Annotated in this window: 26 protein-coding genes and 3 pseudogenes; 8 read left to right on the top strand and 21 right to left on the bottom strand. The window is 39.9% G+C overall.

The window, feature by feature from the left end:
- Positions 1-42: 42 nt before the first annotated feature.
- Entirely contained in the window at positions 43-609 is a 567-nt protein-coding gene (locus RV13_RS01060; protein ID WP_010743396.1) for a DapH/DapD/GlmU-related protein, read from the bottom strand.
- A 109-nt stretch (positions 610-718) separates the two neighbouring features.
- Between RV13_RS01060 and RV13_RS01055 the strand changes: the two genes are divergently transcribed.
- Both RV13_RS01055 and RV13_RS01050 read left to right on the top strand, forming a co-directional pair.
- Positions 719-1,588, top strand: a complete 870-nt coding sequence (locus RV13_RS01055; RefSeq protein WP_010743395.1) for a LysR family transcriptional regulator — start codon at positions 719-721, stop codon at positions 1,586-1,588.
- A 68-nt stretch (positions 1,589-1,656) separates the two neighbouring features.
- On the top strand, positions 1,657-2,274 hold the full coding sequence (locus RV13_RS01050) for a hydrolase (RefSeq protein ID WP_010743394.1): 618 nt from the start codon (positions 1,657-1,659) through the stop codon (positions 2,272-2,274).
- Between the two features lie 58 nt (positions 2,275-2,332).
- Here RV13_RS01050 and RV13_RS01045 read toward each other — a convergent pair whose 3' ends face one another.
- The 8 genes from RV13_RS01045 to RV13_RS21225 all read right to left on the bottom strand — a co-directional run bounded on the left by RV13_RS01045 (position 2,333) and on the right by RV13_RS21225 (position 8,093).
- On the bottom strand, positions 2,333-2,578 hold the full coding sequence (locus tag RV13_RS01045; RefSeq protein ID WP_010743393.1) for an LPXTG cell wall anchor domain-containing protein: 246 nt from the start codon (positions 2,576-2,578) through the stop codon (positions 2,333-2,335).
- A 27-nt stretch (positions 2,579-2,605) separates the two neighbouring features.
- A complete protein-coding gene (locus RV13_RS01040; protein WP_010743392.1) occupies positions 2,606-3,187 on the bottom strand; it encodes a PDDEXK family nuclease in 582 nt (193 codons plus the stop codon).
- 19 nt (positions 3,188-3,206) lie between these two features.
- Complete coding sequence (locus RV13_RS01035; RefSeq protein WP_010743391.1) at positions 3,207-3,740, bottom strand: hypothetical protein; 534 nt, start codon at positions 3,738-3,740, stop codon at positions 3,207-3,209.
- Between the two features lie 3 nt (positions 3,741-3,743).
- The gene (locus RV13_RS01030; protein WP_010743390.1) at positions 3,744-5,966 is read right to left on the bottom strand and encodes a hypothetical protein; all 2,223 of its coding nucleotides are present in this window, start codon (positions 5,964-5,966) and stop codon (positions 3,744-3,746) included.
- 332 nt (positions 5,967-6,298) lie between these two features.
- Entirely contained in the window at positions 6,299-6,655 is a 357-nt protein-coding gene (locus tag RV13_RS01025) for a hypothetical protein (RefSeq protein ID WP_010743389.1), read from the bottom strand.
- Positions 6,656-6,858: 203 nt separating this feature from the next.
- Positions 6,859-7,374, bottom strand: a complete 516-nt coding sequence (locus RV13_RS21235; RefSeq protein WP_010743388.1) for a PASTA domain-containing protein — start codon at positions 7,372-7,374, stop codon at positions 6,859-6,861.
- A 150-nt stretch (positions 7,375-7,524) separates the two neighbouring features.
- Positions 7,525-7,815 carry a hypothetical protein gene (locus RV13_RS21230; RefSeq protein WP_010743386.1) on the bottom strand — a complete coding sequence of 97 codons (291 nt, stop codon included), beginning with the start codon at positions 7,813-7,815 and terminating at the stop codon, positions 7,525-7,527.
- A gap of 50 nt (positions 7,816-7,865) precedes the next feature.
- Positions 7,866-8,093 (bottom strand): hypothetical protein, encoded by a 228-nt coding sequence (locus tag RV13_RS21225; RefSeq protein WP_010743385.1) that lies wholly within the window; start codon positions 8,091-8,093, stop codon positions 7,866-7,868.
- Positions 8,094-8,714: 621 nt separating this feature from the next.
- Between RV13_RS21225 and RV13_RS01010 the strand changes: the two genes are divergently transcribed.
- The 3 genes from RV13_RS01010 (at position 8,715) to RV13_RS01000 (ending at position 11,289) form a co-directional block, all read left to right on the top strand.
- The gene (locus RV13_RS01010) at positions 8,715-9,233 is read left to right on the top strand and encodes a hypothetical protein (protein WP_231371753.1); all 519 of its coding nucleotides are present in this window, start codon (positions 8,715-8,717) and stop codon (positions 9,231-9,233) included.
- Positions 9,234-9,630: 397 nt separating this feature from the next.
- Positions 9,631-10,416: a glucose-1-dehydrogenase gene (locus tag RV13_RS01005; protein ID WP_010743383.1), complete on the top strand. Its 786-nt coding sequence runs from the start codon at positions 9,631-9,633 to the stop codon at positions 10,414-10,416.
- A 21-nt stretch (positions 10,417-10,437) separates the two neighbouring features.
- A complete protein-coding gene (locus RV13_RS01000) occupies positions 10,438-11,289 on the top strand; it encodes a GRP family sugar transporter (RefSeq protein ID WP_010743382.1) in 852 nt (283 codons plus the stop codon).
- A 324-nt stretch (positions 11,290-11,613) separates the two neighbouring features.
- Here the strand turns inward: RV13_RS01000 and lacD are convergent, their stop codons facing one another.
- Genes lacD through RV13_RS00975 form a run of 5 tightly spaced genes read right to left on the bottom strand, consistent with a single transcriptional unit; the run spans position 11,614 to position 15,345 of the window.
- Positions 11,614-12,600, bottom strand: coding sequence for a tagatose-bisphosphate aldolase (lacD, locus tag RV13_RS00995; protein ID WP_010743381.1), 987 nt, complete (start codon positions 12,598-12,600; stop codon positions 11,614-11,616).
- A gap of 12 nt (positions 12,601-12,612) precedes the next feature.
- A complete protein-coding gene (gene lacC, locus RV13_RS00990) occupies positions 12,613-13,539 on the bottom strand; it encodes a tagatose-6-phosphate kinase (protein WP_010743380.1) in 927 nt (308 codons plus the stop codon).
- A 12-nt stretch (positions 13,540-13,551) separates the two neighbouring features.
- Entirely contained in the window at positions 13,552-14,067 is a 516-nt protein-coding gene (gene lacB, locus RV13_RS00985) for a galactose-6-phosphate isomerase subunit LacB (RefSeq protein ID WP_010743379.1), read from the bottom strand.
- A gap of 23 nt (positions 14,068-14,090) precedes the next feature.
- Positions 14,091-14,519 (bottom strand): galactose-6-phosphate isomerase subunit LacA, encoded by a 429-nt coding sequence (gene lacA / locus RV13_RS00980; RefSeq protein ID WP_010743378.1) that lies wholly within the window; start codon positions 14,517-14,519, stop codon positions 14,091-14,093.
- A gap of 49 nt (positions 14,520-14,568) precedes the next feature.
- A complete protein-coding gene (locus tag RV13_RS00975; protein WP_010743377.1) occupies positions 14,569-15,345 on the bottom strand; it encodes a DeoR/GlpR family DNA-binding transcription regulator in 777 nt (258 codons plus the stop codon).
- A 155-nt stretch (positions 15,346-15,500) separates the two neighbouring features.
- Between RV13_RS00975 and RV13_RS00970 the strand changes: the two genes are divergently transcribed.
- Genes RV13_RS00970 through RV13_RS00960 form a run of 3 tightly spaced genes read left to right on the top strand, consistent with a single transcriptional unit; the run spans position 15,501 to position 17,821 of the window.
- Positions 15,501-15,992, top strand: coding sequence for a PTS sugar transporter subunit IIA (locus tag RV13_RS00970; RefSeq protein WP_010743376.1), 492 nt, complete (start codon positions 15,501-15,503; stop codon positions 15,990-15,992).
- Positions 15,993-16,036: 44 nt separating this feature from the next.
- Complete coding sequence (locus RV13_RS00965; protein WP_010743375.1) at positions 16,037-16,339, top strand: PTS sugar transporter subunit IIB; 303 nt, start codon at positions 16,037-16,039, stop codon at positions 16,337-16,339.
- Positions 16,340-16,360: 21 nt separating this feature from the next.
- Positions 16,361-17,821, top strand: a complete 1,461-nt coding sequence (locus RV13_RS00960; RefSeq protein WP_010743374.1) for a PTS galactitol transporter subunit IIC — start codon at positions 16,361-16,363, stop codon at positions 17,819-17,821.
- Between the two features lie 50 nt (positions 17,822-17,871).
- On the opposite strand, the gene RV13_RS00955 is transcribed toward RV13_RS00960, so the two are convergent.
- From RV13_RS00955 to RV13_RS00930, 7 genes and pseudogenes are all read right to left on the bottom strand, one after another.
- Complete coding sequence (locus RV13_RS00955; RefSeq protein ID WP_010743373.1) at positions 17,872-18,609, bottom strand: DeoR/GlpR family DNA-binding transcription regulator; 738 nt, start codon at positions 18,607-18,609, stop codon at positions 17,872-17,874.
- Between the two features lie 41 nt (positions 18,610-18,650).
- Positions 18,651-18,953 (bottom strand): annotated as a pseudogene (locus tag RV13_RS21635) (lactose/cellobiose PTS transporter subunit IIB); the annotation flags it as partial.
- A 104-nt stretch (positions 18,954-19,057) separates the two neighbouring features.
- Positions 19,058-20,318, bottom strand: a pseudogene (locus RV13_RS00950) (PTS transporter subunit EIIC); the annotation flags it as partial.
- A 21-nt stretch (positions 20,319-20,339) separates the two neighbouring features.
- Positions 20,340-20,657 (bottom strand): PTS sugar transporter subunit IIA, encoded by a 318-nt coding sequence (locus RV13_RS00945; protein WP_028020639.1) that lies wholly within the window; start codon positions 20,655-20,657, stop codon positions 20,340-20,342.
- 90 nt (positions 20,658-20,747) lie between these two features.
- Positions 20,748-22,148 (bottom strand): 6-phospho-beta-galactosidase, encoded by a 1,401-nt coding sequence (gene lacG / locus RV13_RS00940; RefSeq protein ID WP_028020638.1) that lies wholly within the window; start codon positions 22,146-22,148, stop codon positions 20,748-20,750.
- Between the two features lie 15 nt (positions 22,149-22,163).
- Positions 22,164-23,000: a PRD domain-containing protein gene (locus RV13_RS00935; protein ID WP_010743369.1), complete on the bottom strand. Its 837-nt coding sequence runs from the start codon at positions 22,998-23,000 to the stop codon at positions 22,164-22,166.
- A 455-nt stretch (positions 23,001-23,455) separates the two neighbouring features.
- A pseudogene (locus tag RV13_RS00930) lies at positions 23,456-23,793 on the bottom strand (glycosyltransferase family 1 protein); the annotation flags it as partial.

Below are 23,793 nucleotides of genomic sequence, written 5' to 3'. Positions count from 1 at the left end.
AATGAAAAGCTTCTATATAAACCTTAAAAAAAACTTGTATTCCTATTCCTTGATTTCTTTGACTATCTTAGCCGGAGTTCCTGCTACTATAACATTCTCTGGGACATCCTTTGTCACCGTAGAATCCGCTGCTACGATTGAATTTTTACCAACGGTGACACCCGGAAGTACCGTTACATTTGCACCTAACCAAGCGTTTTCTTCAATTTTGACTGAAGAAACGGAAATCCCTCTTCTTCTTTTCGGTTCAACTAAATGATTGACCGTGATAATTCGACACATCGGTCCGATCAATACATGGTCCTCAATCACAATTCCACCTAAGTCAACGAACATGACGTTTTGATTGATAAAAATGTCTCTGCCAAATGAAATGTGCCTGCCATAATCGGTGTAAAATGGAAGCGAAATTGCGACGGAATCTGCTATCTCTTTTCCAGTGATCCTTTCTAAATATCCGCGAACTTCATTCGGCGTGTGGTACTTTTCGTTCATCTCCATTACAAGTTGCTCATTGTTAGCCTTTAGCTCATGAATCTCATCATAAATAGCGGTGCCAGGTACTATTTCTATTCCTTGGATTTTAGCTAACAGCTCATGTTTGTTCATTCTTTTTGTCCTCCCTTACTTGCTGACTTAAGTATACTTCGCTATACTTGCAATGAATATTACTTATACTGAATAGCTAGTTATCGTTTTATGTTATAGGAGGAACATCATGGAATTACGTGTATTGAATTATTTTTTAACCGTTGCCAGAGAAAGAACAATCAGTAAAGCCGCTGAGGTGTTACATCTCTCTCAGCCTACTTTATCTAAACAGTTGAAGGATTTAGAAGAAGAACTAGGGGTACAATTATTTATTCGCGGAAATCGAGAAATCTCACTGACAGAAGATGGTGTTTATCTGCAAAATCGCGGCAAAGAAATCTTGTCCTTAGTCGATACCACTACAACAAATCTGCAAAAAAACGAGATTATTGGTGGTGAAATCAGGATTGGCGGCGGAGAAACACAATCCTTCCAAGTCCTCTCCAAAATTTTGAACAAACTAATAACTGATTACCCAGACGTAAATGTTCATATGTATAGTGGCAATGCAGATGATGTAAAAGATAAAATCGATAAAGGCCTACTTGATTTCGGTTTGGTTATTGACCCAGTAGAAAAGCAAAAATATGAGTATCTTTCCCTGCCTGTTTCTGATAACTGGGGGATTTTAGTAAACGAACAGCACGAGTTAGCCCAAAGCAATGCTGTTTCGCCAAAGGATTTAAAGGATCAGGCATTGCTCATTTCTAGCCAATCGTTAGTAAATAATCAACTATCAGAATGGCTGGGTGGAAATTTAAGTAATTACAAGATTGTTGGCAGCTATAACCTGCTTTATAATGCCTCACTTTTGGTTAAGGAAGGTTCAGCAGTTGCGTTTTGTATTGATGGGATCATCAATACAAAAGACAGCGATTTAGTCTTTGTTCCATTAGAACCTGCTCTTCACTCAACCATCAGTGTGATTTGGAAAAAGAAGCAGATCTTTTCTAATGCGTCTTCCCTTTTTCTCAAAATGCTGAAGGAATCCAGATAAAACGAAATCTTCGTGATTTTTTCTATTCCGCGTTACAATGAACGTATTAAAATTAGGGAGTGGATAAAATGACTAGCTATGATAAACGAACCGAAGACGAATTGCTTTCGCCAGATAATACTGTTTTGACTGTGATTGATTACCAGCCAACACAAATCAATTCTATCAATTCTATGAACCGTTCTGAATTGATTCGTAATACAGAGATCGTCATTGAACTGGCGAAGCTTTACAATATTCCCATCGTTCTTTCTACTGTAAATGTAGAAAAAGGCTGGAATACCGATACGATTCCTGTCTTGAAAAAAGCTGTTGGTGAAGATGTCCCATCTTATGACCGCAGCTCAATCAATGCTTGGGAAGACAAAGAATACAATGAAGCCATTAAAGCGACCGGACGGAAAAAAATCTTGATCCTTGCTTTATGGACAGAAGCCTGCTTAACCTTCCCGACTCTAGATGCGTTAAAAGAAGGCTACGAGGTCTATCCAATCGTTGACGCTGTTGGTGGAACATCGCCTATCGCTCACGAAACTGCTTTACGCCGTGTCGAACAAGCCGGTGCGCAATTAACTTCAATTGCTCAACTCGCTTGTGAATTACAACGAGACTGGAATCGCGAAGAAACTGTTCCAGGATTCGATGAATTAATGACGAAGTTTGGGGCTTTTTCAAATTTACGATAAAAAGAAAAAGGAGTCAGCACGAGCTGGCTCCTTTAGTCTATGATTGAAATGTGTGCCTTTATTTTTGACTAAGTTTTTTCCTCTGCTGATCAGAAAAAAGAATACTCGCGATCAGAAGGAGTAGTATTCCTATAAACAGGAAACCTGTGTCTAAATGTTCACCTGTTTGCGGATACATCTGTTGTCTCGTCGACACTTGAATCGTCTCTTTGGGTATTGAAATTGAGGGACCATTACTCGTCTCAGGCACAGATGATTCAATCGGAACATTCAGCACGCCAGTTACTGGAATCGTTGAATTCATCTATCATGCCTCCAATTATGATGTTGACTACCAATTAACTGATTCAAATTCTAAGGTCATGTCAAAGTTGTGTTTGACAGTTGTTGCCAAAGCTTCGTTTACAGTTCCCGTATATCCATAAGTTACTTTGTTAGGATGATCATTTTCTCCGTCATCAGATGCTATTCTACCTTTATTATTTGCTAAAGTATCAAGCAAAACGGGGGAAGTTGACGGATTTCCAGCATCAATAATCTTCGGTTCAACAGTAAATCCTCTTAGACTTACGTCATAGTCCACTGAATCAGCACCCCCATCAGTTCTATTTAATTGATTAAATATGATTTTTACAGGTCGCCCTGAGTTGTTTTTAATAGTATAATCTGGCGAAGTGATTGGTGCGTTTAGTTCCGTGTTTGTGCTGTAAAAAATCGTATCAGTCGGCAAAGTAACGTTAATCCATGCATCGTCTCCTTCAACGATTGGAGCATCTTCATCTGTATTATCCAATCCTAACGTTCCGTTAACCGGGATCTCTCCTGTATTTTGTCCAACAATTTCCTGTGCATTCGCTGGTACTGTTAAAAACATCATACTTGATAAAGCTAATAATCCAATTATTTTTTTCATTTATAAATCTTCCTCTCTTTTATTCCACTTTAAAAGTGACTGTGGCCGCAACTTGTCCGCGTTTTTCATTGGTGCTGCCATCGTAAATACTAAAAAGTGCTGTTGCCGGATGATCGTCCTCCTCTAATTCTTTTTCTAGGGTTGCACCCTTTACTTCATAACCCGGTTTAATTGCTCCCGAGGTATAAACCAATTCATTTGAATCTTTTAAACGTATTTCAACATTGATTGGATTCGCGTTGTGCTTCGGATTTTGGATGTATAAATCACTGCTCATATCTTTTTTATTGACCTTAGCATTAGGCGCAATCACCATATTGAATTGGTTGGCATCTACTTTTTTCTGTGCCATATTCGCAAGTTCTTTTTCAGAAATTTCTTTTGCATCCTTGCCATCTGGCAAAAATTCGCCGCTGACAACAGTAACCGGTGTATCTGGTTGGTTAAAATGCTGATATATCAGATAACCGCCAACACTTAGCAACAAAAGTAACAGCAAAAGAAGAAGGAGTTTCTTTCGTTTGTTTTCTGGTTGTTTTTCTATTTCATTCATGCTTTATGTCCCCGCTTTTTTAAAGTCTAATGTCATTTTATAATTGACATCGATTGCTTTTCCTGCTGGACCGAAGTATTCTCCGGTAAGGCGAATGGATGATTCGTCATCCACAGGTACCTCGCCCATTGGCAAGTTTGATATATCTGTTTTTAATGTTGTGACAACTTGATTGTTCTTATTTAATTGCAAGAATAATCCCTTATTATTATTAGAATCTGGACTGTCTAACAATTCAATGCCAGAATCTCCCTCTTCACTAAAGCTATTCATAGCCACTTCTATTGGATAGGCACTACTGTTTGTCACCATATAACTCGGAGAATGGATAGTTAGTTTCCCGCTATCATCCATGTCCGTATTGAAAAACATACTAGTTGGTATAGTAACGGATAATATATCTGATTTTGTTGTGAAGGGTACTTCAAACCATTCACTGTCTCCGGTATCATATTTAGCAACAATCTGTACATATACCCAGTAATCTTTTTCTGGAGACAAAGTATTAAATTTGACTGAATCTGTAATTGAACTTGTTAGTTCTTGTGTAGAGATTTCAGTTCCAAAATTTTCTGGATCCTGTTGACTGTCATACAACTTGTAAACTATTTTAGAGATCTCATTTCCATTTGTAAGATAGTCCGTCAAATTAAAGGAAGCATTGTCATCAGCAACTTCCTTATGCACATTAGAGATTACAGTTGGATTTGGTAATCGTTGAAAAACAAGGCGTTTCGCTCCTCGAATGGTTGTTTTTTCATCCACTGTAAAATCATTTCGACTTGTAGCATTGGACAAGGTAAAATTCGTTCCGTTAGAAGTAATCGTATCTTTCGTTGCAACCGTCGTATTGATTGGCGAGTTATTTGCCGTCAATCCGTAACCTGTTATACCGCCTCTGAATTCATTGAATGTAAATCCTGAGTTGACAGGCTCTTTACTTCCTGAACTCGAAACATTGAAAGATAAACGATACGCATTATCTATTATGAAATTTGAAGCAGGAATTAATGTATTAAAAATTTGGTTAGCGCTGGTAACAGACATGTCCAACGTTGAATCATTTGCTAAGTGAAAAGTTGAATCGTTTTTGAAATCTAATTTATTGGCGAATGCCACATCTAAACTACCATTTTCCATCACATCAAAATCAACAGATTCAGATACACTGGAAAATGACCCATTTCCATTAAGTTTTAGTTCTGCATTATTACCAACAACCACATTTCCTCTTCCAGTAAAGTTGTCAACAAATCTACTTGAGGTTGTCGAGTAATCCACTATGGCTCCATCCTTCAGTTCAAAATTAAAGTCACTTCCAGACGTAGCAATTGAGTTCGCTTGCCCAGTATTATGGCCGATAATCGTGTGACTGTTTTTTTCAAAGACAAAATTGTTACATTCGGCAAACTCCTGTGAGTAGGACCCTTTTTGAACAGTAAAATAATTTTCGCCCGAAAAAACAATTTTACTATCGGTTCCGCGATTATGAAATGGTTGTGCTGCTGCGGTAGAATAGTAATTAATATTTTCTACCTCAATTGTTGTGTTAGCATGACCATTTCCTCGACAGAATCCATAATAATCATAAGCGGGTATCGTAAAATCTGATGACCCAAAAGAGATATTTTTTATTTTCACGTGAAGGTTTGCAGCTGCAATTTCAAAAGCAAAATTCCTGGTATTATCTTTATATGATGCCGTACGTCCATTTCCATCAATCGTTACATTATTGGAGATTGCTATACGTGAACCAGCTTGATCAAATTGAAAAACAGAATCCGAAGCTTCTAGCTGAACAAATGCGACCTTGTCTACTTCGATCGCTGCCCTTAATTCACTACTATTAGAAACTACCCTTGGATCTGTCTCAGACGTCCCACTTCCAGATGCTTGCATTTGAACGCTTTGTTCGGAAATTTCTCTTGTTGTTTCTTCAGTAGAAGTTTCTTCTATTTTTTCATCAGAAGCTTTCACATTCTGCTTCTTGATGGGGGCTTCACTATTTGAAGTAGATGACGTCTCCATATTGGATCGTCCTTCCTCTACGCTAATTCCTTCAGAAGGTGTTGTTTCTTCAGAATCTGATGTTTCTGTATTTAGATCTTTTGTATAGAGAGATTCTTGCGAAGTATCATTCACACTCTCTGCAACAAAAGTACCTCCCGCACCTAAAAGTAGTTGAAAAATAATTAATATTCCACTTGCTTTTTTTAGCCACAACATTATTTTAAACACCTCCTTATTAAAAATTAATAATACGTTGAAAATAAATTACTTTTAATGATAATTAAATGGTAAAGCACTCATCTATATAACGCAAATATTTTGTTCATAAGTATATTATTAAGGTTAAAATTGGTTTTTCAGAGCAAAATAGATGGTTTTAAGCAAAAATATTCCATATTATATCTTCATTTGATATTATTAAATAATTATGGATTTTTTTACTTTGATAAGATTTTTTCAAAAAAAATCATTCACTGAAAATTCAGTGAATGATTTTAATATTATTTATAGCGAGTAGCTATCTAAAGTCACCTTCTCTTAAAAGTGAATTATGGTAATGGCTCAATTTGGTTACTTAATCTAAAAATTGAAGGAGAAGTAGCCTTTAAGTTTTCCTCATTCAAGAGAAATGGATTTTCATTATACAGATCTTGATTTAGCTCCAAAGGATCATAAATAGTTGAATTCATGTCACTTTTCCTCATACGCTCATCTGTCTTTTTTTTAGTCTCCATGTTGCCTACTGTATTCGGCAACACTCTTTTGCTAGTCACAGTCACTTGAAGCCTTGTTTGATACGACTGTTGATAAAGGAAATAGCTTACTCCACTTATTAACAATAACATGACCGAAATTAACAATGTCATGCGACGAATCTTGTCTTGTTCTCTTGTTGTACCGTCCATTCTCAATCCCTCCATTTAAAAATAGAATAAATGACTTTTTCTCCTATTATTTATTAATTCATTTATATTATATCACAATTAATTATATTTTTGCCCAAAAAAACAAACTTATCCATAGTGATAACGGAAAAATTTGCCTTTTTGTTTATTTAATCTACAGAATAGAGCGTATTTTAGTTTTAAACAGACATCTTTTTACAGCTTTATTCACTTGGTTTTTCCTGATTCTCACCATTATCTGCCCCACCAGCATTGTTAGGGAAGCTCGTCGGCGCCGAACCTAAGTTACCTAAGCTAATATCAATTGAAACAGTCAAGTTCAATGGGATATATTCACTGAAGTGGCTCATCCCAACGACCGTTCCCTTTGGCTGATCTGAATCGACCTGTCGGATGACATAATGAACATTCACCCCTTTTGATTGAAACTCATCGTGAAAGTATTTTTGTAGTCCACCTTCCACCATGGTTCCGCGTAAATCCTTCATATAAGGGCGACCTAATGAATAGAGTACCTTAATGGTTAAATCATCTTTAGCACTTAAAACCTTCCCTGCCTCTATACTTTGTGAAACGAGTTGACCATAGGGGAAATTTTCTGTATAGATCCCTTTAGCTTGAATCTGTAGGCCTTCTAAGGCTGTACTTGCATCTTCCAGGCTATAGTCTGAAAAATTAGGTACTATAAAACCTTTCCCTAGTGAGACTGTCACAGTCATTTTTTATTCTTTTTCGCAATTTTTTCGTCCTTAGCGATACTTTGCGCGACTATACTATCCGCTTGAATCTCATTAGAAGTCGTTTCTTCATAGTTCATATCAATCTCATTGTTTTTTTGCCCATGTTTCCACTTCAGTGCGTGGCTTTCGTTAAAAATCTGGTACCTTGATATCTTTTTGATAGGTTTGTTTGCCTTTTGAAAAATAGACCTTTGCTGGATCTTTTCGTTGATAGGTTTCAGGTGTCACTTCGGCGTTTGTGATTTCACTACGAATAGGTTTTCCTTTTTCAATTGTATCACTGTACTCTTCTATCAATGAAGGGTTTTCAGCTTGGTTTTCTTTGATCCATCTTTCAGCCTGCTGCTTATTCATTTTCATAAAATCCGTCAATGGAAGCCTTTCTTTTGGATCAGCATCTAAACTGTTCGTGGCAGTCAATGTCTTGTCCTTTTTTATCCGAGAGCCGGTTTTTTGCTTTCGAGAACGTGTTAGAGATTTCCTCTGATGAAACGATGGCTGGATAGCGCTGCGCGATACAGAGTAAAATATCGAACTCCTTCGGTTTTAACAAGATTTCTTTTTGTTGGTAATCCACTCTTCGGCACATGATCTACAGTCAGCGTTCCTACTTTAACTTGCGGCAACGAACGTCCATGATGCCGTAGAACGACTGCACTTAGCCTCACATTTAATTCTAATAATTCTAAGGGCTTCACTAAATAATCATCCGCACAAAAATCTAGTATTTTCGCCCGTTCTTCGATCTCGTCATGGACCGTGATAATGATGATCGGGCTCTCTACTGCAGATGCTCGTAAGCTCTATAAAAAACAGCCAAACCGTCATTTAAGTCCAATAAAATCCCGTCATAATCATTCACAAAGGCCTTCTCTCCCCTGCTTCTCCGTCACAGGCCAGATCCACTGAAATATTTTCCTGCTCTAAGCCTTCTTTTATCAATAAGGACAATTCACGATTGTCTTCAACCACTAATACACGTATTTTAACTTCACTCCTTGGCTTTCTTATTCCTTTTAGAATAGTACAGTCTGTTCACCAAATCTATTTTCTTATTATGAAGTTTTTTCGATTTTTATCAATAACCAAAAATACTGCTTGAGAAAATATTATTTACTATGCATCACTGGATCAAAATAAACTTTTTTAGTTATATTGATTCTATTCATAAAAAATAGTGTGATATACTTATATAAAGTATTTTCGTTGGTAGTTGAACAAATTCGGTGAGATGGGAAATTGCAATTAGTTGAACTGTCGTTTATTTAAAGAAATGGCTGGAGGAGTTATAAATGAAGAAAAAGAATCGCTCGCTACTTATGATGATACTGTTGGTTGGGGTCTGTTTGTTAGGAGTTGGCGGCTTCGGTTCAAAAGCATCTGCTGAGACTTCTGTTGAAGCATCGCCACGACACGCCATCTACCGACTCTATAATCCGAATTCCGGCGAACATCTTTTTACCCCTAGTAATTATGAAAGAGCAACATTAGTGAATTTTGGTTGGAACGATGAAGGGATCGGTTTTTATGGTCAGGGTTATACCACAACGATTAAAGTAGCCTATGTCTACCGCGTATATAATCCGAACGCAGGCGATCATCATTACACTGCTTTTCAGGACGAGAAAGAGCAATTGATTAAAGTGGGTTGGCATGATGATAATATCAGTCTTGTTATGCCCGCAACGCTCGGAGAACCTGTTTATCGTCTGTATAATCCGAATGCCAAAGCTGGCGCACATCATTTCACGTTATTAAAAAGCGAACGAGATCATTTAATCAAAGTTGGCTGGAAAGATGAAGGGATCGGCTTTAACGCCTATTCTACAGTACAATAAAAAATTGATAGAAAAATGTAAAAAATGCTGGGACTGTCTATTCTTTTCAGTATTTTTTTATATCAGTCTTTTAGTAAGAAAATTTGTATTCCTTGTTCTTTTTCATTTAAATCGCCGCATCCATAATACTGACAAGATTTCCTCTTTCATGTAGGCAAATACACATATCTCCTTTTCTTATCAAAATCCATTTCTACGTTTCCGCTTTTTAATCAAACTTTTTTATGACTGTCTACCTATTCTCATTTCTTTAATTATTTTTACTATCCATTGAAGGGGGCGCTTTAATGAGTCGCTTTTCTCTCAAGGAGATGCCGCTTGAGCAGATTTTTGGCGACATCTAGAAAAAGTCGGTAAAGTAAAAGGAACAAAAATATTTTTTAAGAGGGAGTCTATTATGTATACAGATTTAAAAAACAAGACTGCTGTGATCACCGGTGGATCAAAAGGAATCGGAACAGCGATCGCTGAGCGACTTGGAAAAGAACAAATGAATGTGGTGGTTAATTACCATTCGGATGAAGAAGGCGCGAAGGAAGTTGTCGAAGAAATCAAAGCACAAGGCAGTAAAGCGCTGGCTGTTCAGGCGGATGTCGGAACGGAAGAAGGCGTGGAAGAACTATTGAATGCGGCGCTAGAGGAATTTGGCGGACTGGATCTGTGGATCAACAATGCCGGCATGGAGAATCGCCACGAGACTCATGAACTGCCCTTGGAAGACTGGCAAAAGGTGCTTGATGTTAACCTGACCGGCGTCTTTCTAGGAAGCAAAGCGGCGATTAATTATTTTCTAAAAGAAGACAAGCCTGGCAATATCATCAATATGTCCTCCGTTCACGAAAAGGTTCCGTGGCCAACTTTTGCTCACTATGCGGCTTCAAAAGGCGGTGTGAAATTATTCTCTGAATCGATTGCGATGGAGTATGCTCAGCAAGGCATTCGCGTGAATTGCATTGGACCAGGCGCGATCAATACACCCATCAATGCCAAGAAATTTGAAGACAAAGAACAGTTGGAAACCACTACTAGCATGGTGCCAATGCAACGTATCGGGGACCCTAGCGAAGTAGCCGCTGCCGCTGCGTGGCTGGCATCGAAGGAATCAAGCTATGTGACCGGCATCACCTTATTCGTCGATGGTGGTATGACCTTGTACCCTGCCTTTCAAGGCGGACGAGGCTAAAAATAGAACGGAGTGAAATTCATGAATATTTTGATTGCATTGATCCCCGCGATTGGCTGGGGGATTCAGCCGCTGATTTTGAAAAAAATCGGCGGACGTCCCACCAATGAGATTTTGGGAACAGGGATCGGCACCCTGATCGTCGGATTGTTTGTTTACTTTTTCTTTTCCGATCAATCGCTATCTATTAGCACTTTTTTGATCGCCTTGATGTCAGGGGCTTTTTGGGTGATTGGCCAAACCGGACAATACACCGCCTTTAACCTGTTGGGCGTCTCACGAACAATGCCGATCTCGACAGGCTTGCAACTGATTGGAACCTCGCTGATCGGAGTTTTCTTATTTGGTGAATGGCCAGGAACGACCGCACGGATCATCGGATTTGTGGCTATTGGTATCTTGATTGTCGGTGCCGCTCTGACTGCCGTCACCGATGGCCCGGATCAGGGAAACGGCAAAACCAAGGGCTTGTTGATTTTAGTAGCTACAAGTGTCGGGTATTGGGTCTACAGCGCGTTGCCAAATCTAGTGGACGCGTCGGGAGAAGCGATTTTCTTCCCGCAAATGCTGGGAGTCTTTTTAGCGGCGACTGTCTATGTGATTCTGAAACAGCCAAAAGCTTTTGGAAATGACAAGAGCTGGAAAGCGATAATCGTCGGGGTAATCTTCAGTATCTCCGCCTTTGCGTATATTTTCTCTGCTAAAGGAAACGGTGTGGCAACTGCTTATGTCATCACGCAGTTGAATGTTGTCATCTCGACTTTAGGCGGCATGTACATCTTGAAAGAAAAGAAATCCCCAAAAGAAACACGCTATACGCTGATTGGCTTGACGCTGATCGTTATTGGAAGTATCATCACGACCTTCCTATAGACTAAAGAAGATAAAATGTTTATCGTTTGTTTTTTAAGTATTACGACAAACTTTTTTTGAAGAATCGCTTCAAATCAAATAGAACGCCTCATACAGCTTGAGACGTTCTATTTTTTAATGCAAAATATTAGAGCCAGCAATTCGTTCATGACACAGGACCTTTCAGCTCTCCCATTCTAAAGCGAACAGAAGCTGAAGGCAGATCATTCGCGTCCATCAAATAAAAAAAATCCCAGACAAAACACCAGTATGTAGTGACCACCAAAAGTTCGCTTTTTGGTCAAACCATTGGTGATCGATCTAGTGTTCAATCCAGGAGTTTTTTTATGCTAATGTTCCAGCCAATTGCTTCACAGGAGTTGCTGTTTCCTTCAATACCACATTTAATTCTTCGATATTTTTACGTCCTTGAGTGTTCATCCATTCGACGGCGGCCTCTTTACCATTGGTAATGTAGCTTTCCACGCCATCAGCCCATGTCGCACGTCCGCAAAGTACCCCATTGAAGGTTGAGCCAGCCTGCTTCGCAAAGCGCAGTGTCTCTTGGAACAGCGCTGCTTTTACACCAGCACTTAAGAAGATAAATGGTAAGCTCGTCGCTTCGGCTTGTTCTTTGAAGAAGTTCGCAGCTTCTGCTTTCGTATGAACGACCTCTCCAGCAGCATATCCTTCCACATAATTCATATTAATGGGAACTTCTACCTTCAATACATCGACGCCATAGCGAGGAGCAGAGAACTCCTTCATCATTTCGATGACCTTATGAGGTTTCTTCACTGCATACTCTCTTGAAGCAGCATCAGAAATAGTTGCATCATAGGAAACTAATTCTAAGAAGAAAGGCAAATTTTCCGCCTGACATTCTGAGCCGATCCGTTCGATGAAGGCATGTTTTTGATTGTTAATCTCTTCAGATTCATCGACATCATAATATAATAAGAACTTGCAAGCATCCGCGCCAGCCTCTTTCAATCGCTTCACTGACCAAATGGATAATAAATCTGGTAAACGACCCGGTGTGGAAGCATCATAGCCTGTCTTTTCATAAGCAAGTAATAAGCCAGCATTTTCAGCTCGTACCTCTGCGGCTGGCAACCCATATTCCGGATCCAACAGGATGGATGACGCGTATTTCGTTAATTGAGCAGAAACAATTTCTTTGAATTCGATGATTTCTGATTCTTCAGCATCGCTACCCTTGAATTTCGTGATCATCTTCTTCAAGGCTCCCCGTTGGTCGATGGCTAAAGCCCCGATCACACCCTCTTCATTGCATAACTGTTTGATAAATTGACGTTTTTCTTCGTTCATCTGTATATCCTCCTATATTTCCGTGACTAGAATCTGATCGAATAATGCTTGATAGTTGGCTAACTCAACATGTCCCGTTGTTGCTTCTTGTGCGTTTAACATCCCTAAGGCGTTTCCTTGTTTCAGGACATCCTCATCTGAAGAACCTTTTTCAATCGCGGCAGTCAAGCCGGCAACCGTCGCATCGCCAGAACCAACAGGATTGACGACAGCGATTTTTGGAATCGTTACGAGATAAAACTTCTTGTGGTGTTTAGCAAACGCCCCGTCTCCACCCATAGAAACGACGATCCACTCGATCCCTGTAAATATTGGGTCTGTCAAAGCTGCTTTTAGTTCTTCAATGTCTGTTGAAATCCTGCGACCTAATAATTCAGCCAATTCCTCGGTGTTTGGTTTAATCAGACGCGGTTTAACTTCCCCTTTAAGTACCTCTGTTAGAGCTTCCCCAGAGCAATCCAAAACAACTGGTTTTTCTTGACAAATCTGCAGCATCTGACTGTAAAAATCGACTGGCAAGCCTTCGGGTAAACTGCCGGAAAAGGATAGAATATCTGCTCTGGCCGCTAATTGTTCGAAATGCTTCAAGAATGCCTGTGCTTCTTCTTTTGAAATGACAGGACCGCTTTCTAAGATTTCCGTTTGCTGCCCCTTGTGTAAAACAGCGATACAGTTTCGTGTTTCCCCGCTGATCGGTAAAAAATCATGAGCAATGTAATTACTCGTCAAATCTTTTTTTATCTCTTCGCCTAAAAATCCACCGATTAAGCCGCTAGCTACTACCTCCGCATCCAGTTGTTTCAAGATGCGAGTAACATTCAATCCCTTGCCGCCAGCCGTTTTACGAACGTTCTTCACCCGGTTGACAGTATCTAGCTTGAAATCATCCAAGGGATAAGAAATATCAATCGAAGGATTCATTGTAATTGTAAGAATCATTGCGCCACCTTCTTAATCGTGGTATTCGCCGCGATCCCATTTTTCGATGAATTCATCAAAAAAATGCGGATCTGACTGGTCAGCGCTGGCTTTTTCAACATGATCGATTTTCGCGATCAGCTTCTTATTTTCTTCCGTTTCTTGATATTCCGCCTGAATGAAAGCCTCTAAAATATCGCAAATCAAGAATTCTCCTGTGATTCGTGCACCAAAGCCGATGACATTTGCGTTCAGTTGTTCCTTCGCGTAAATCGCGGTGGTCATATCCCGCACCAACGCGCTGCGGATACCTGGAACTTTATTGACCGCATTATTTATCCCGACGCCAGTTCCGCATAAGCAAACCCCTAGATCCGCTTCACCGGTCGTTACCGCTTCGCCTACTTTTTTTCCATAAATCGGATAATGAGTACGAGTAAAATCATAGGTCCCCATATCCAACACTTCATGTCCTTTTGATTTTAAGAAATCTGATACAGCCATTTTTGTATCTGTGACGATGTGGTCACAGCCGATTGCGATTTTCATTTTATTCATCCCTTCTTATTTTTCTACGCCATTTTATTTAACATATCGACACGCACTTGATGACGTCCGCCGTCGTAGTTCGCTTGTAAAAATTCTCTAACGATGTTTAGTGCCAATTCATCGCCGACGATCTTTGCTCCTAACGTAATCATGCGGGAATTGTTGTGTTCTCTTGTCATATAGGCACTGCGTTCGTCAGAAACTTCCGCGGCAACCATGCCTTTTACCTTCACTGCGGTTATAAAACTGCCAGCACCATAGCCATCAATCGCCACGCCTAAGCTGCCTTCGTTTTCATTCAAATCATTGGCGATTGCCAACGTTGATTCGACAAAATCCTCCGAAGCGGTTTCACTTTTGTCCACTACTGTAAATCCTCTATCGATCAGGTCTTTCTTGATTACTTCCTTAAGTCTCATGCCATCACTGTCTGAACCAATTACTACACGCATTTTTATTTCCTCCTCGTTAGATATCATTGTTCTTTGCGGCTCACTCGTGCTATTGAATGATCCTAGTGTATTGCTGATAATAACTCTTCAGTTCTGGTGAAAGAGTAGAATCCGTAAATAGCGCATCAATCTTGCGCAGATCGTAGAAATTATAAAAATCGCTATGATCAAACTTATTTGCGTCTGAGACCAAACATTTTTCAGCGGCGTTGTCTAACACGATTTTCTGCAGCGTTCCTTCTTCAATGCTGAAATTGGAAACCTCTGGTCCTTTTAACCCATTGACTCCCACAAACGCTTTTTTGATTCCAATTTTCTGAACAGCCTCATTAGCGATCGAACCGACAAAAGCACCGGTCTTCTCACGATAAAGCCCGCCAATCAAATAGAGCTCAAAGCTTTTCGTTTCACTTAACAGGTTAAACACCGGCAGACTGTTGGTAACGATCCGCAGTGAGGGAGAATCGATATATTGTGTCATCAGCTCAATCGTTGTTCCTGAGCCAAGAAAGATCGTGTCATCCTCCTGGTTGATATAAGCCGCTGCATTTTTTGCAATGTATTCTTTTTCTTTAGTGTGCAGCTTCTTTTTTTCCTTATGGGAAAGTTCGTTTGCTTCTATAGAAGATACTATTTCTTTAGTTTCGTTGATTTTCTGTGCGCCACCGTGAACCCGTAAAAGCTTCTGGCTTTGTGCCAGCTCCTCCAGATCTCGTCGGATGGTCATGTCAGAAACATCTAAAACTTCTTGTATAAACTTCACGGTGATCGTCCCATAGCGATCACACATGGCCAAGATTGATTGTTGGCGCTCTGTTTTCAGCATATGTTGTCCCTCCACACTCTTATAATAAAACATTATTAAACATTTATCAACACAATATGTTTATTTATTTTTGTTTTGTGTTGACAAAAGGAATGTAAGCGATTATACTCAACATGTAAACAAACATAAACGAACTAAGAAAGGAGCTGTTCTGTTTGAAAAAGCTTTTTTTCAAGGAGACAACCTACGTTTCCAGCAAGGACACCCAAGCAGAGGTTTTTGAGGAAGTTTATTTGGATCTGTTAAACAAACAGTTAGTTACTGAAGATTTTTTGGAGAATCTATTAGAACGTGAACGGAATTATCCAACAGGTCTGGATCTTTCACCTGTTTCGGAAATCCTGCCCGATATTGCGATTCCTCATACGGAAAGCGAATATGTCCGGACGACCCGAATTATTCCGATCAAATTAACTCATGAGATTACATTCCATAATATGATCTCACCTAGCGACCAGCTTTCTGTGCGTTTCCTATTTATGATTTTGAATGAAAACGGCGAAGCACAAGCCGGCATGTTAGCAGACATTATGGATTTTATTAATTCAGTTGATAAGAAAGAGCTTTGTGCGTTTTTCAAACTTGAGGATACAGAAGCGATCTACCAGTTTTTAGAGGAACATTTTACTATGGAAGTTTCTGCTTAATCAGCAGATTTAAAATAATAAACCTATTAAAGGAGAGACTAATCATGATCAAAATTTTAGCAGCGTGTGGTGCAGGAGTGAATTCGAGCCATCAAATCAAAAGTGCCTTAGAAACAGAATTAAACAACCGCGGGTATCAAGTGACCTGTGATGCTGTCATGATCAAGGATATCAATGAAGAAATGCTGTCTCATTACGATATTTTCGCTCAAATCGCCAATACAGACCTAGGCTTCAATGTAAATATCCCTGTTGTTGACGCAGGCGCAATCCTTTATCGTATTCCCGCAATGGCTGAACCTGTTTACCAAAGTATGGAAAGCGCTATCCAATCATTAAATAAATAGGCATCAAGAAAGGACAAGCTAATGAGTACAATTATTGATATCGCCAATCAAATTTTTACGCCTCTAATCAATTTAGGGGCGGCCCCATTAATGACTATCGTACTAACTGTTATTGCCTTATTTTTTAAAGTAAAACCGTCACGTGCCCTAGAAGGCGGGATCAAACTTGGGATCGCTTTGACGGGTATCGGAGCTATTATTGGCATTTTAACCACTGCTTTTTCAGACGCTATGACCGCTTTTGTTGAACGAACAGGGATTTCTTTGAATATCACTGATGTTGGTTGGGCACCATTAGCTACTATTACTTGGGGATCTCCATATACCTTATACTTCCTATTAGTCATGGTGATCGTTAACATCGTCATGTTAGCGATGAAAAAGACCAATACCTTAGATGTTGATATCTTTGATATTTGGCATTTGGCGATTGTTGGGTTATTCGCGATTTTCTGCGGTGCCAATCTATTTATCGCTACCGCCTTGGTTATTTTTATCGGTGTATTGAAAATTTGGAACTCTGATTTGATGAAACCAACCTTTAATGATTTATTGAACGCACCCGACAGCAACCCGATGACGACCACTCATATGAACTATATGATGAATCCGATCATTATGGTTTTTGACAAGATTTTCGACAAGGTCTTCCCTTGGTTGGATAAATATGATTTTGATGCGGCTAAACTAAACAGCAAAATCGGTTTTTGGGGATCAAAATTTGCCATCGGGATCTATTTAGGGATTTTTGTTGGGCTATTAGCTGGACAAACACCTACACAAATCTTCTCATTAGCCTTTACCGCAGCCGTCTGTTTGGAATTGTTTTCTTTAATCGGTGCATGGTTCATCGCCGCCGTAGAACCTCTATCACAAGGGATCACCGACTTTGCCAACAAACGTTTGAAGGGACGGACGATCAATATTGGTTTAGATTGGCCCTTCTTAGCAGGCCGGGCAGAAATCTGGGCTGCCGCTAACGTATTGGCACCGATCATGCTGCTGGAAGCCATTATTTTACCTGGCAACAAATTATTGCCTTTAGGCGGAATCATCGCTATGGGTGTTACCCCAGCATTGCTTGTTGTTACTCGCGGAAAATTGATTCGCATGATCGTCATTGGTGCAATTGAATTGCCATTGTTCTTATGGTCAGGTACATTAATCGCACCTTTTGTTACACAAACCGCTAAAGCTGTGGGCGCCTTCCCTTCCGGTCTAAGTGAATCAGCGATGATCTCTCATACCACAATGGAAGGCCCGATCGAAAAATTCTTAGGCTACTTAGTGGGAAATGCCTCACAAGGCCAAATCGAATTTGTGATCTATGCCGCCTTAGCGCTAGCTGCTTATCTTCTTATTTTTATCTGGTATGCGCGTCAAATGAAGAAACGCAACGCGACTTACGCAGCTGAGAAAGAAGAAAAAACTGCACCAACAGCAGCAAAAGGCAATGTTGCCTATGCCGCTCAAGCGAAATAAAACAAATAAATCCCGGAGATCAGAGATCTCCGGGATTATTTTTGTAGGATCTATTCTTCTATTTTATCGTTCTTCGCATCATATGTTTGTTTCTCAGTAATAACCGCTGTCATATCCTGCAGCTGATAGTACACAGAAAAATCTTTTTTTCCGATTTTAGAATGATCTATCAGCAAGTATCGTTCAACCGAATGATTTAACGCTAGACGCTGTAATTGCCCCTCTTCAAAGGTCGAAGTCATCAGTTTTTGTTCGCTTAGAGCGTTACAACTGACAAACGTTTTTTGAAAAGTCATGTCCAGCAGCGACTTTTGGGGAATCTCTCCAACAAAGCTTTGTGTTGTTTCCCGAAACTCACCGCCTAACAAATAAATTTTCCAATTCTTTTTGTATTTGTTTAAATGATCAAATACCGGCTGGCAGTTCGTTACAATTCGCAAAAAATCCGCTTTAAGATATTGGGGAAGCAATGCCATTGTTGTTCCTGGGCCTAGAAAAATCGTATCACCATCTTCAACTAAGTCGACTGCACGTTTAACTATTTTTAACTTTTCCTCATGGTGGATGATTTCTTTCTCCCTATGGCTGCGTTCCTGAGAACGATAAACGTCTTGCATCCTTGCTCCACCATGAAAGCGTTCGATAACTCCTTGTCGTTCTAACTCTGCAAAATCACGTCGAACTGTCATATCACACACAGCCAACTTTCTTTTGACTTCGTTGCTATAGACCTGACCATCCAGCTCAAGCATCAACATGATTTCCTGCAGCCGCTCAGTTTTCAGCATTTTTCTCTCACCCACTTTCACAAAGAAGATTGCAGAAAGCGCTAGATTGCTCCTAAGACAAAATCAACCGCACCTTTGGGATCTCGCGTTAATTTGATATACTCTGCCCCTTTTGTCGCAACTACCTTAACACCCACTTTTTCTGCATCTTTCGTGATATCAGATAAATAGGAGTTTACTTGCGGAGCCAAAACGATCAAATCGAAATTTTTCATAATATCATAATGTGACCCATAGGCGCCTGCTTGCGCTTGCAGGTTAGCTCCTGTTTCTTTTGCGCCCTCCTCCAAGGCATTGGCTAACATGGCGCTAGTTCCTGCTCCAGCACATAGCACCAGCACCCGCTTACCGTCACCCAGCTTATCTATTGCTTCAACAACAGCCGCACTGTCCTCTTCTATTGTCGTAACTTCCACGCCTTCCGTTTCTTCTAATTGTGCATTCTTACTTTCTTCTTCGATTAAGACGGCGTCATACGCTTTAATAAATGGCAGATAAATAATCGAGTCAACAACAATTAATAGCAGAGCAAGTACAACTGCTAGCACACCAACTCCCGTTCCTAGTACTAGACCAATCGGTGCCGGTGTCGCCCATGGCAAAACATACATAAAACTATTCATATTTAATACATCGACAAAAAATTTGAAGATCCAAACATTCACGATTGGTGCTAATAAGAATGGAATGAAGAAATAAGGATTTAAGATCATCGGTGCCGCAAACAATAGCGGTTCATTTACCGCGAAAATTACTGGCACAAAGGACGCTTTTCCGACTGCCTTCAACTGCTTCGAACGGGCAAAGAGCATGAACAAGAAGGGAACTACTAAGGTCGCACCGGTTCCACCCATGGTTCCGACAAAATTTCCCATACCAACTGTCAACACTTTAGAAGCCTGTTCTCCATTTTGGAACAGCATTAGATTGGTTTCAACATTCGCGTAAATAATCGCAGCAATTGCCGGTTCCACGATCGATGGACCATGGACACCTACGAACCAGAATAACGCCATTGCTCCCCAAATAATCGCGATCCCTAAATACCCATCGGCTGCAGTAAAGAGTGGCTGCAAAGCAGTAATCGCTGTATTTGCAAAAGAACCCTGAAAGACATTTCTAAACAATAAATCAATTAAGACGGCACCAAAAACCGCGAAAGAAAAAGGAATAACATCGCGAAACATTTGCGAAATGGTTCCTGGCACCTCTTTAGGCATGCGAATCGTAATATCACGCTTCACGCAGAATTTATAGACATTTACTGTAAGAAATGCCGCAACAAATGAGGCAAGCAGCCCTTTCGTTCCCATAAAATCACTGGCAAAACCGCCATCTATCTGCTCGACACTCAGCATAAAGAATCCGGCGATTGATGCTAACATAACAGACACTTCGTTGATGCTTTTTCCATCTTCTAATCGCCGATTCATCGAACCCGCTAAGCAGCGAGCTGTTGTCGCAGCCACCAGCAACCCCACAATTCCCATCGAGTACCCATATACCTTCCAAAGCCAGGTTGAGACGGCTTCAGGTAAAGTAACACCGAAAACTTCTGGAATTGCGGCGATCATGATGAAAATACTAGAAAATAGAATGGCCGGCATTGCCGTTAAGAAGCCATCCCGAATAGCTCCTAGATAAATATTTCGCGAGATTTTTTCGAAAAAGGGTTTTCCCTTTTTAATTTGTTTAATAATGACATTCATCTTACTCCAACTCCTTTTTCCTTATTGATATTTCTCTTTATAAAGCTCAATAAAATCTTGTACTAAATCTCTTAATAATAGCGTGGTCATCAAGTGATCTTGTCCATGAATGAAAATAAAGCCAATATCTAAGTTGCTTCCCGCCGCTTCATCCGCTAATATTTTTGTTTGAGAATTGTGGGCTAATTTTAGGTTTTCATCCGCATCCTTCAAGGCCTCTTCCACATGCTCGAAGTTTCCTTGGCGCACTTCACTTAATAGAGTCATTAAGGTACTTCTTGCATCACCTGAATAGGCCACGATTTCAAAGCCCAGCATTTGCAATTCCTCTTTATTCATCATTTTTCCCTCCTAACGAAATATGTCCTTTTGCATGTTGTTGATTGGGGAAGGAAGAAATCTCCAGACGATTTCCTCCACCTTCAACATTTAAATAATCGTTTTCGTCCCACTCACGAATTTATACCAATAGGCCGATTCTTTCGGATAGCGCTTTTGTGTTTCAAAATCGACGTAGAACAAGCCGTAACGCTTATTGTAGCCATTGGTCCAGGAGAACATATCCATTAATGACCACAAGAAGTAGCCTTTAACATTTACCCCATCTTGAATAGCATCACTCAATGCCCCTAAATATTGGCGTAAATAATCGATTCGCGGCGTATCCATGATGACACCGTCCACAAAATCATCCTTGTACCCCATTCCGTTTTCAGTAATATAGATTTTTTTATAGTGAGGATAATCCTGTTTAATTCGCAACAATAAGTCATACAATCCTTGCGGGTAAATCAACCAATCCCAATCTGTTCTGGGGATACCCTCTTTATAGACCCGCTCGGCGATGCCATTTACTCGATAAACCGAGGTCCCTTTGTCACCTGTTCCATTATGATAAATTTCATTTGGACCTTGGTAAGCCTTGCAGAAATGACATTGATAATGGTTGATGCCTAGGAAATCATTGCGAAAGGAAGCTTTTTCCATTTCAAGATAATCCTCTTCCAAGAATTCATAAGAAGCATCTTGCGCCGCGCAAATTTCATCCAATGCCTCTAGCAGCTCTTCGCTGTAACGGCCCAAATAAGTGGCTTCCAATAAGAACCGAATCGATAAGGCATCTTCTAAAAAGGCGGCGTGCTTATCCTCTTCAGAATCTGAGTTCGCATACTTTGTTTCTAGTGAATGCACTACGCCAATCTCCCCAGGATACCCATTGTCTTTAAAAATGTTGACTGCCTTCGCGTGAGCTAACATCATATGATGAAGACACATGATGATTTTCGTGAAATCAAATTTGATCCCTGGAGGAAAGACCCCTAGTAGGTATTGGTTTGTTGCGACTGGATAAATTTCATTAAAGGTACTCCAGTATTCAACTTCCGTAAATTCTTCAAAACAGAACTTTGCATAAGCTACAAACGCCTCAATGTTCTCGCGGTTTAAAAAATCATTTTGATCGAATAGAGCTTTGGGCGTATCAAAGTGATGCAAGGTGACAAAGGGGATCACCCCACGCTTTTTACATTCATTAAAAATATTATGGTAATAGTCAATGCCTTCTTGGTTAGGCTCCCCTATTCCTGCTGGAAAAATCCGACTCCAGGCAATAGATAAGCGCAATCCGTTCACACCAAATTTTTCACACAGCTCAATGTCTATTGGATATTGATGATAGAAATCACTGGCTGGATCTGGGCTAAATCGTCCCTGCTCTTTTAAAAATGCATCCCAAGCGACAGCTCCTTTTCCGCCCTCCTTCGTTGCCCCTTCACACTGATAAGCAGCCGTTGCTCCGCCAAAAATAAAATCCTCTGGTAATTTTTTCATGATTTTTTCCTCCATTTAAAGTAATCGCTGAATATGAATTGTAAAATAAACCTTTTCACTCGCATTCAATTTTAATCCTGTATTCTCATTGATGATTCGATACATTTCTTCTGCCACACTATAGGCTTCCGGGTACTCCTTTTTTAAATCCGCTTCCATTTTCTCGGCAAAGGCATCCACTTCAGCTTCTTCCGTGCGCTCTAACATATAGCGCAAATGAATCATTAGACGATCGTAAAAATTTTGCGTTTTTTCTGTTCGAACGATGTTTCTCTTCCGCAGAGAATCTTCGATGATCTCCAGCACACGCTGCTGCTCGTTATAAGCATCTGCAGGTGGTGTGACAGGTTCTGGTGTTTTCCCCTGAGCGTTAATAAAATGAATGCTAATATTTTTCAACTCATCTTCTGGAAAAGTAATATCCAAGCGTTCTTTAATAATCTGAAGGCCATCTCTAGCAATTTGATACTCGGTCGGATATTGCTCACTGATGTCAGGTAATAAACTATTCTGGTATTCTCCCTTCATCAAACGCTTATAATTCCAATAAATGTGATCGGTCAAAGTGACGTAAATATATTCTTGAACAGAATACTGATAATTCTTAATCGCGTTTTCTATAATTTCATAAGCAGTAGTAATAAAATCCAGCGGCACATCCTTCAATAAGAAAGAAAAATTCTGTTTTGATTCTTCACTTTTTAGTACAAAAAGATTTTGAATCGACTCCTCCTTCAGCAAGTCGCCTTTTTTCTTTTGAAACACCAATCCTTTTCCCATCGCGATAGCCTGTTCGTGCCCCTTTTTGACAATTGCAATATTGTTGTTTAACACTTGTACTACCCTATACATTTTTTTCACCTCATTTCCGCAAAAAAAACCGCAAACAATCGATTGATACCTCAATCAATTACTTGCGGTTTTTGCCTAATTCAATAGTAACAATCCACTGATATTCTAATTTCACTTATAGAATAGCACCTTAAAATACATTTGTAAACACTTTCAGACAAAAAATGTTTAATTTTTTGTCTATCCTGCGACAAACCACAGCTTTACTGTTATTGAAAAAGAAAAAAGACCACAGCAAATAAACCTCTGCTCCACCCAAAAATGAAATTAACTCGATAAAACAAGTCTGCCTTTTCTCCAAAATGTAAACAAACAAAAATAAACAGCACTAACAAAGACACAAGCCCCAAACGAAAACTAGGGTCGCTGGATTAAATACGTTAAATTCAAACAAACTTTTTAATGCATTCCTCCTACAATCTTCAGAACACACTATGCTCATTTATTTATGCTTATTATTTCCGCTTCTTTCGTTTCCTCGAATTCCTTTTCCCATCTTTCGTCCGCTTCATCAATTCATCATCTTTTTCTCGTTTCTTTTGCTTCGCGCTTTTTGGCTTCTTATAGCTCATAGAGGGGGATTTCTCGACTGAGAGTGCCATCGGTCTTGGCAGCGAGGATTTTTTCTTGGCTGGGAGTTCTTTCACCGCCGCTTGGCTTGCTTTGTTGGTTGGTTCGTTGGTCGAGACTGCGGAATTTTCCGTATCTGGTTTGCTATTCTCTACTTTCTCCTGCTTCAGCTCAGTCATTCGTGTATCTGTTAGGACGATGCCTTCTGGTAAAAGCTGCTTCA

Origin of the sequence: Enterococcus raffinosus, assembly GCF_001886185.1 — a bacterium.
Classification (GTDB): domain Bacteria; phylum Bacillota; class Bacilli; order Lactobacillales; family Enterococcaceae; genus Enterococcus_A; species Enterococcus_A raffinosus.
The sequence above is the reverse complement of the archived record's forward strand: the minus strand, read 5'-3'. Positions and strand labels throughout refer to the sequence as shown.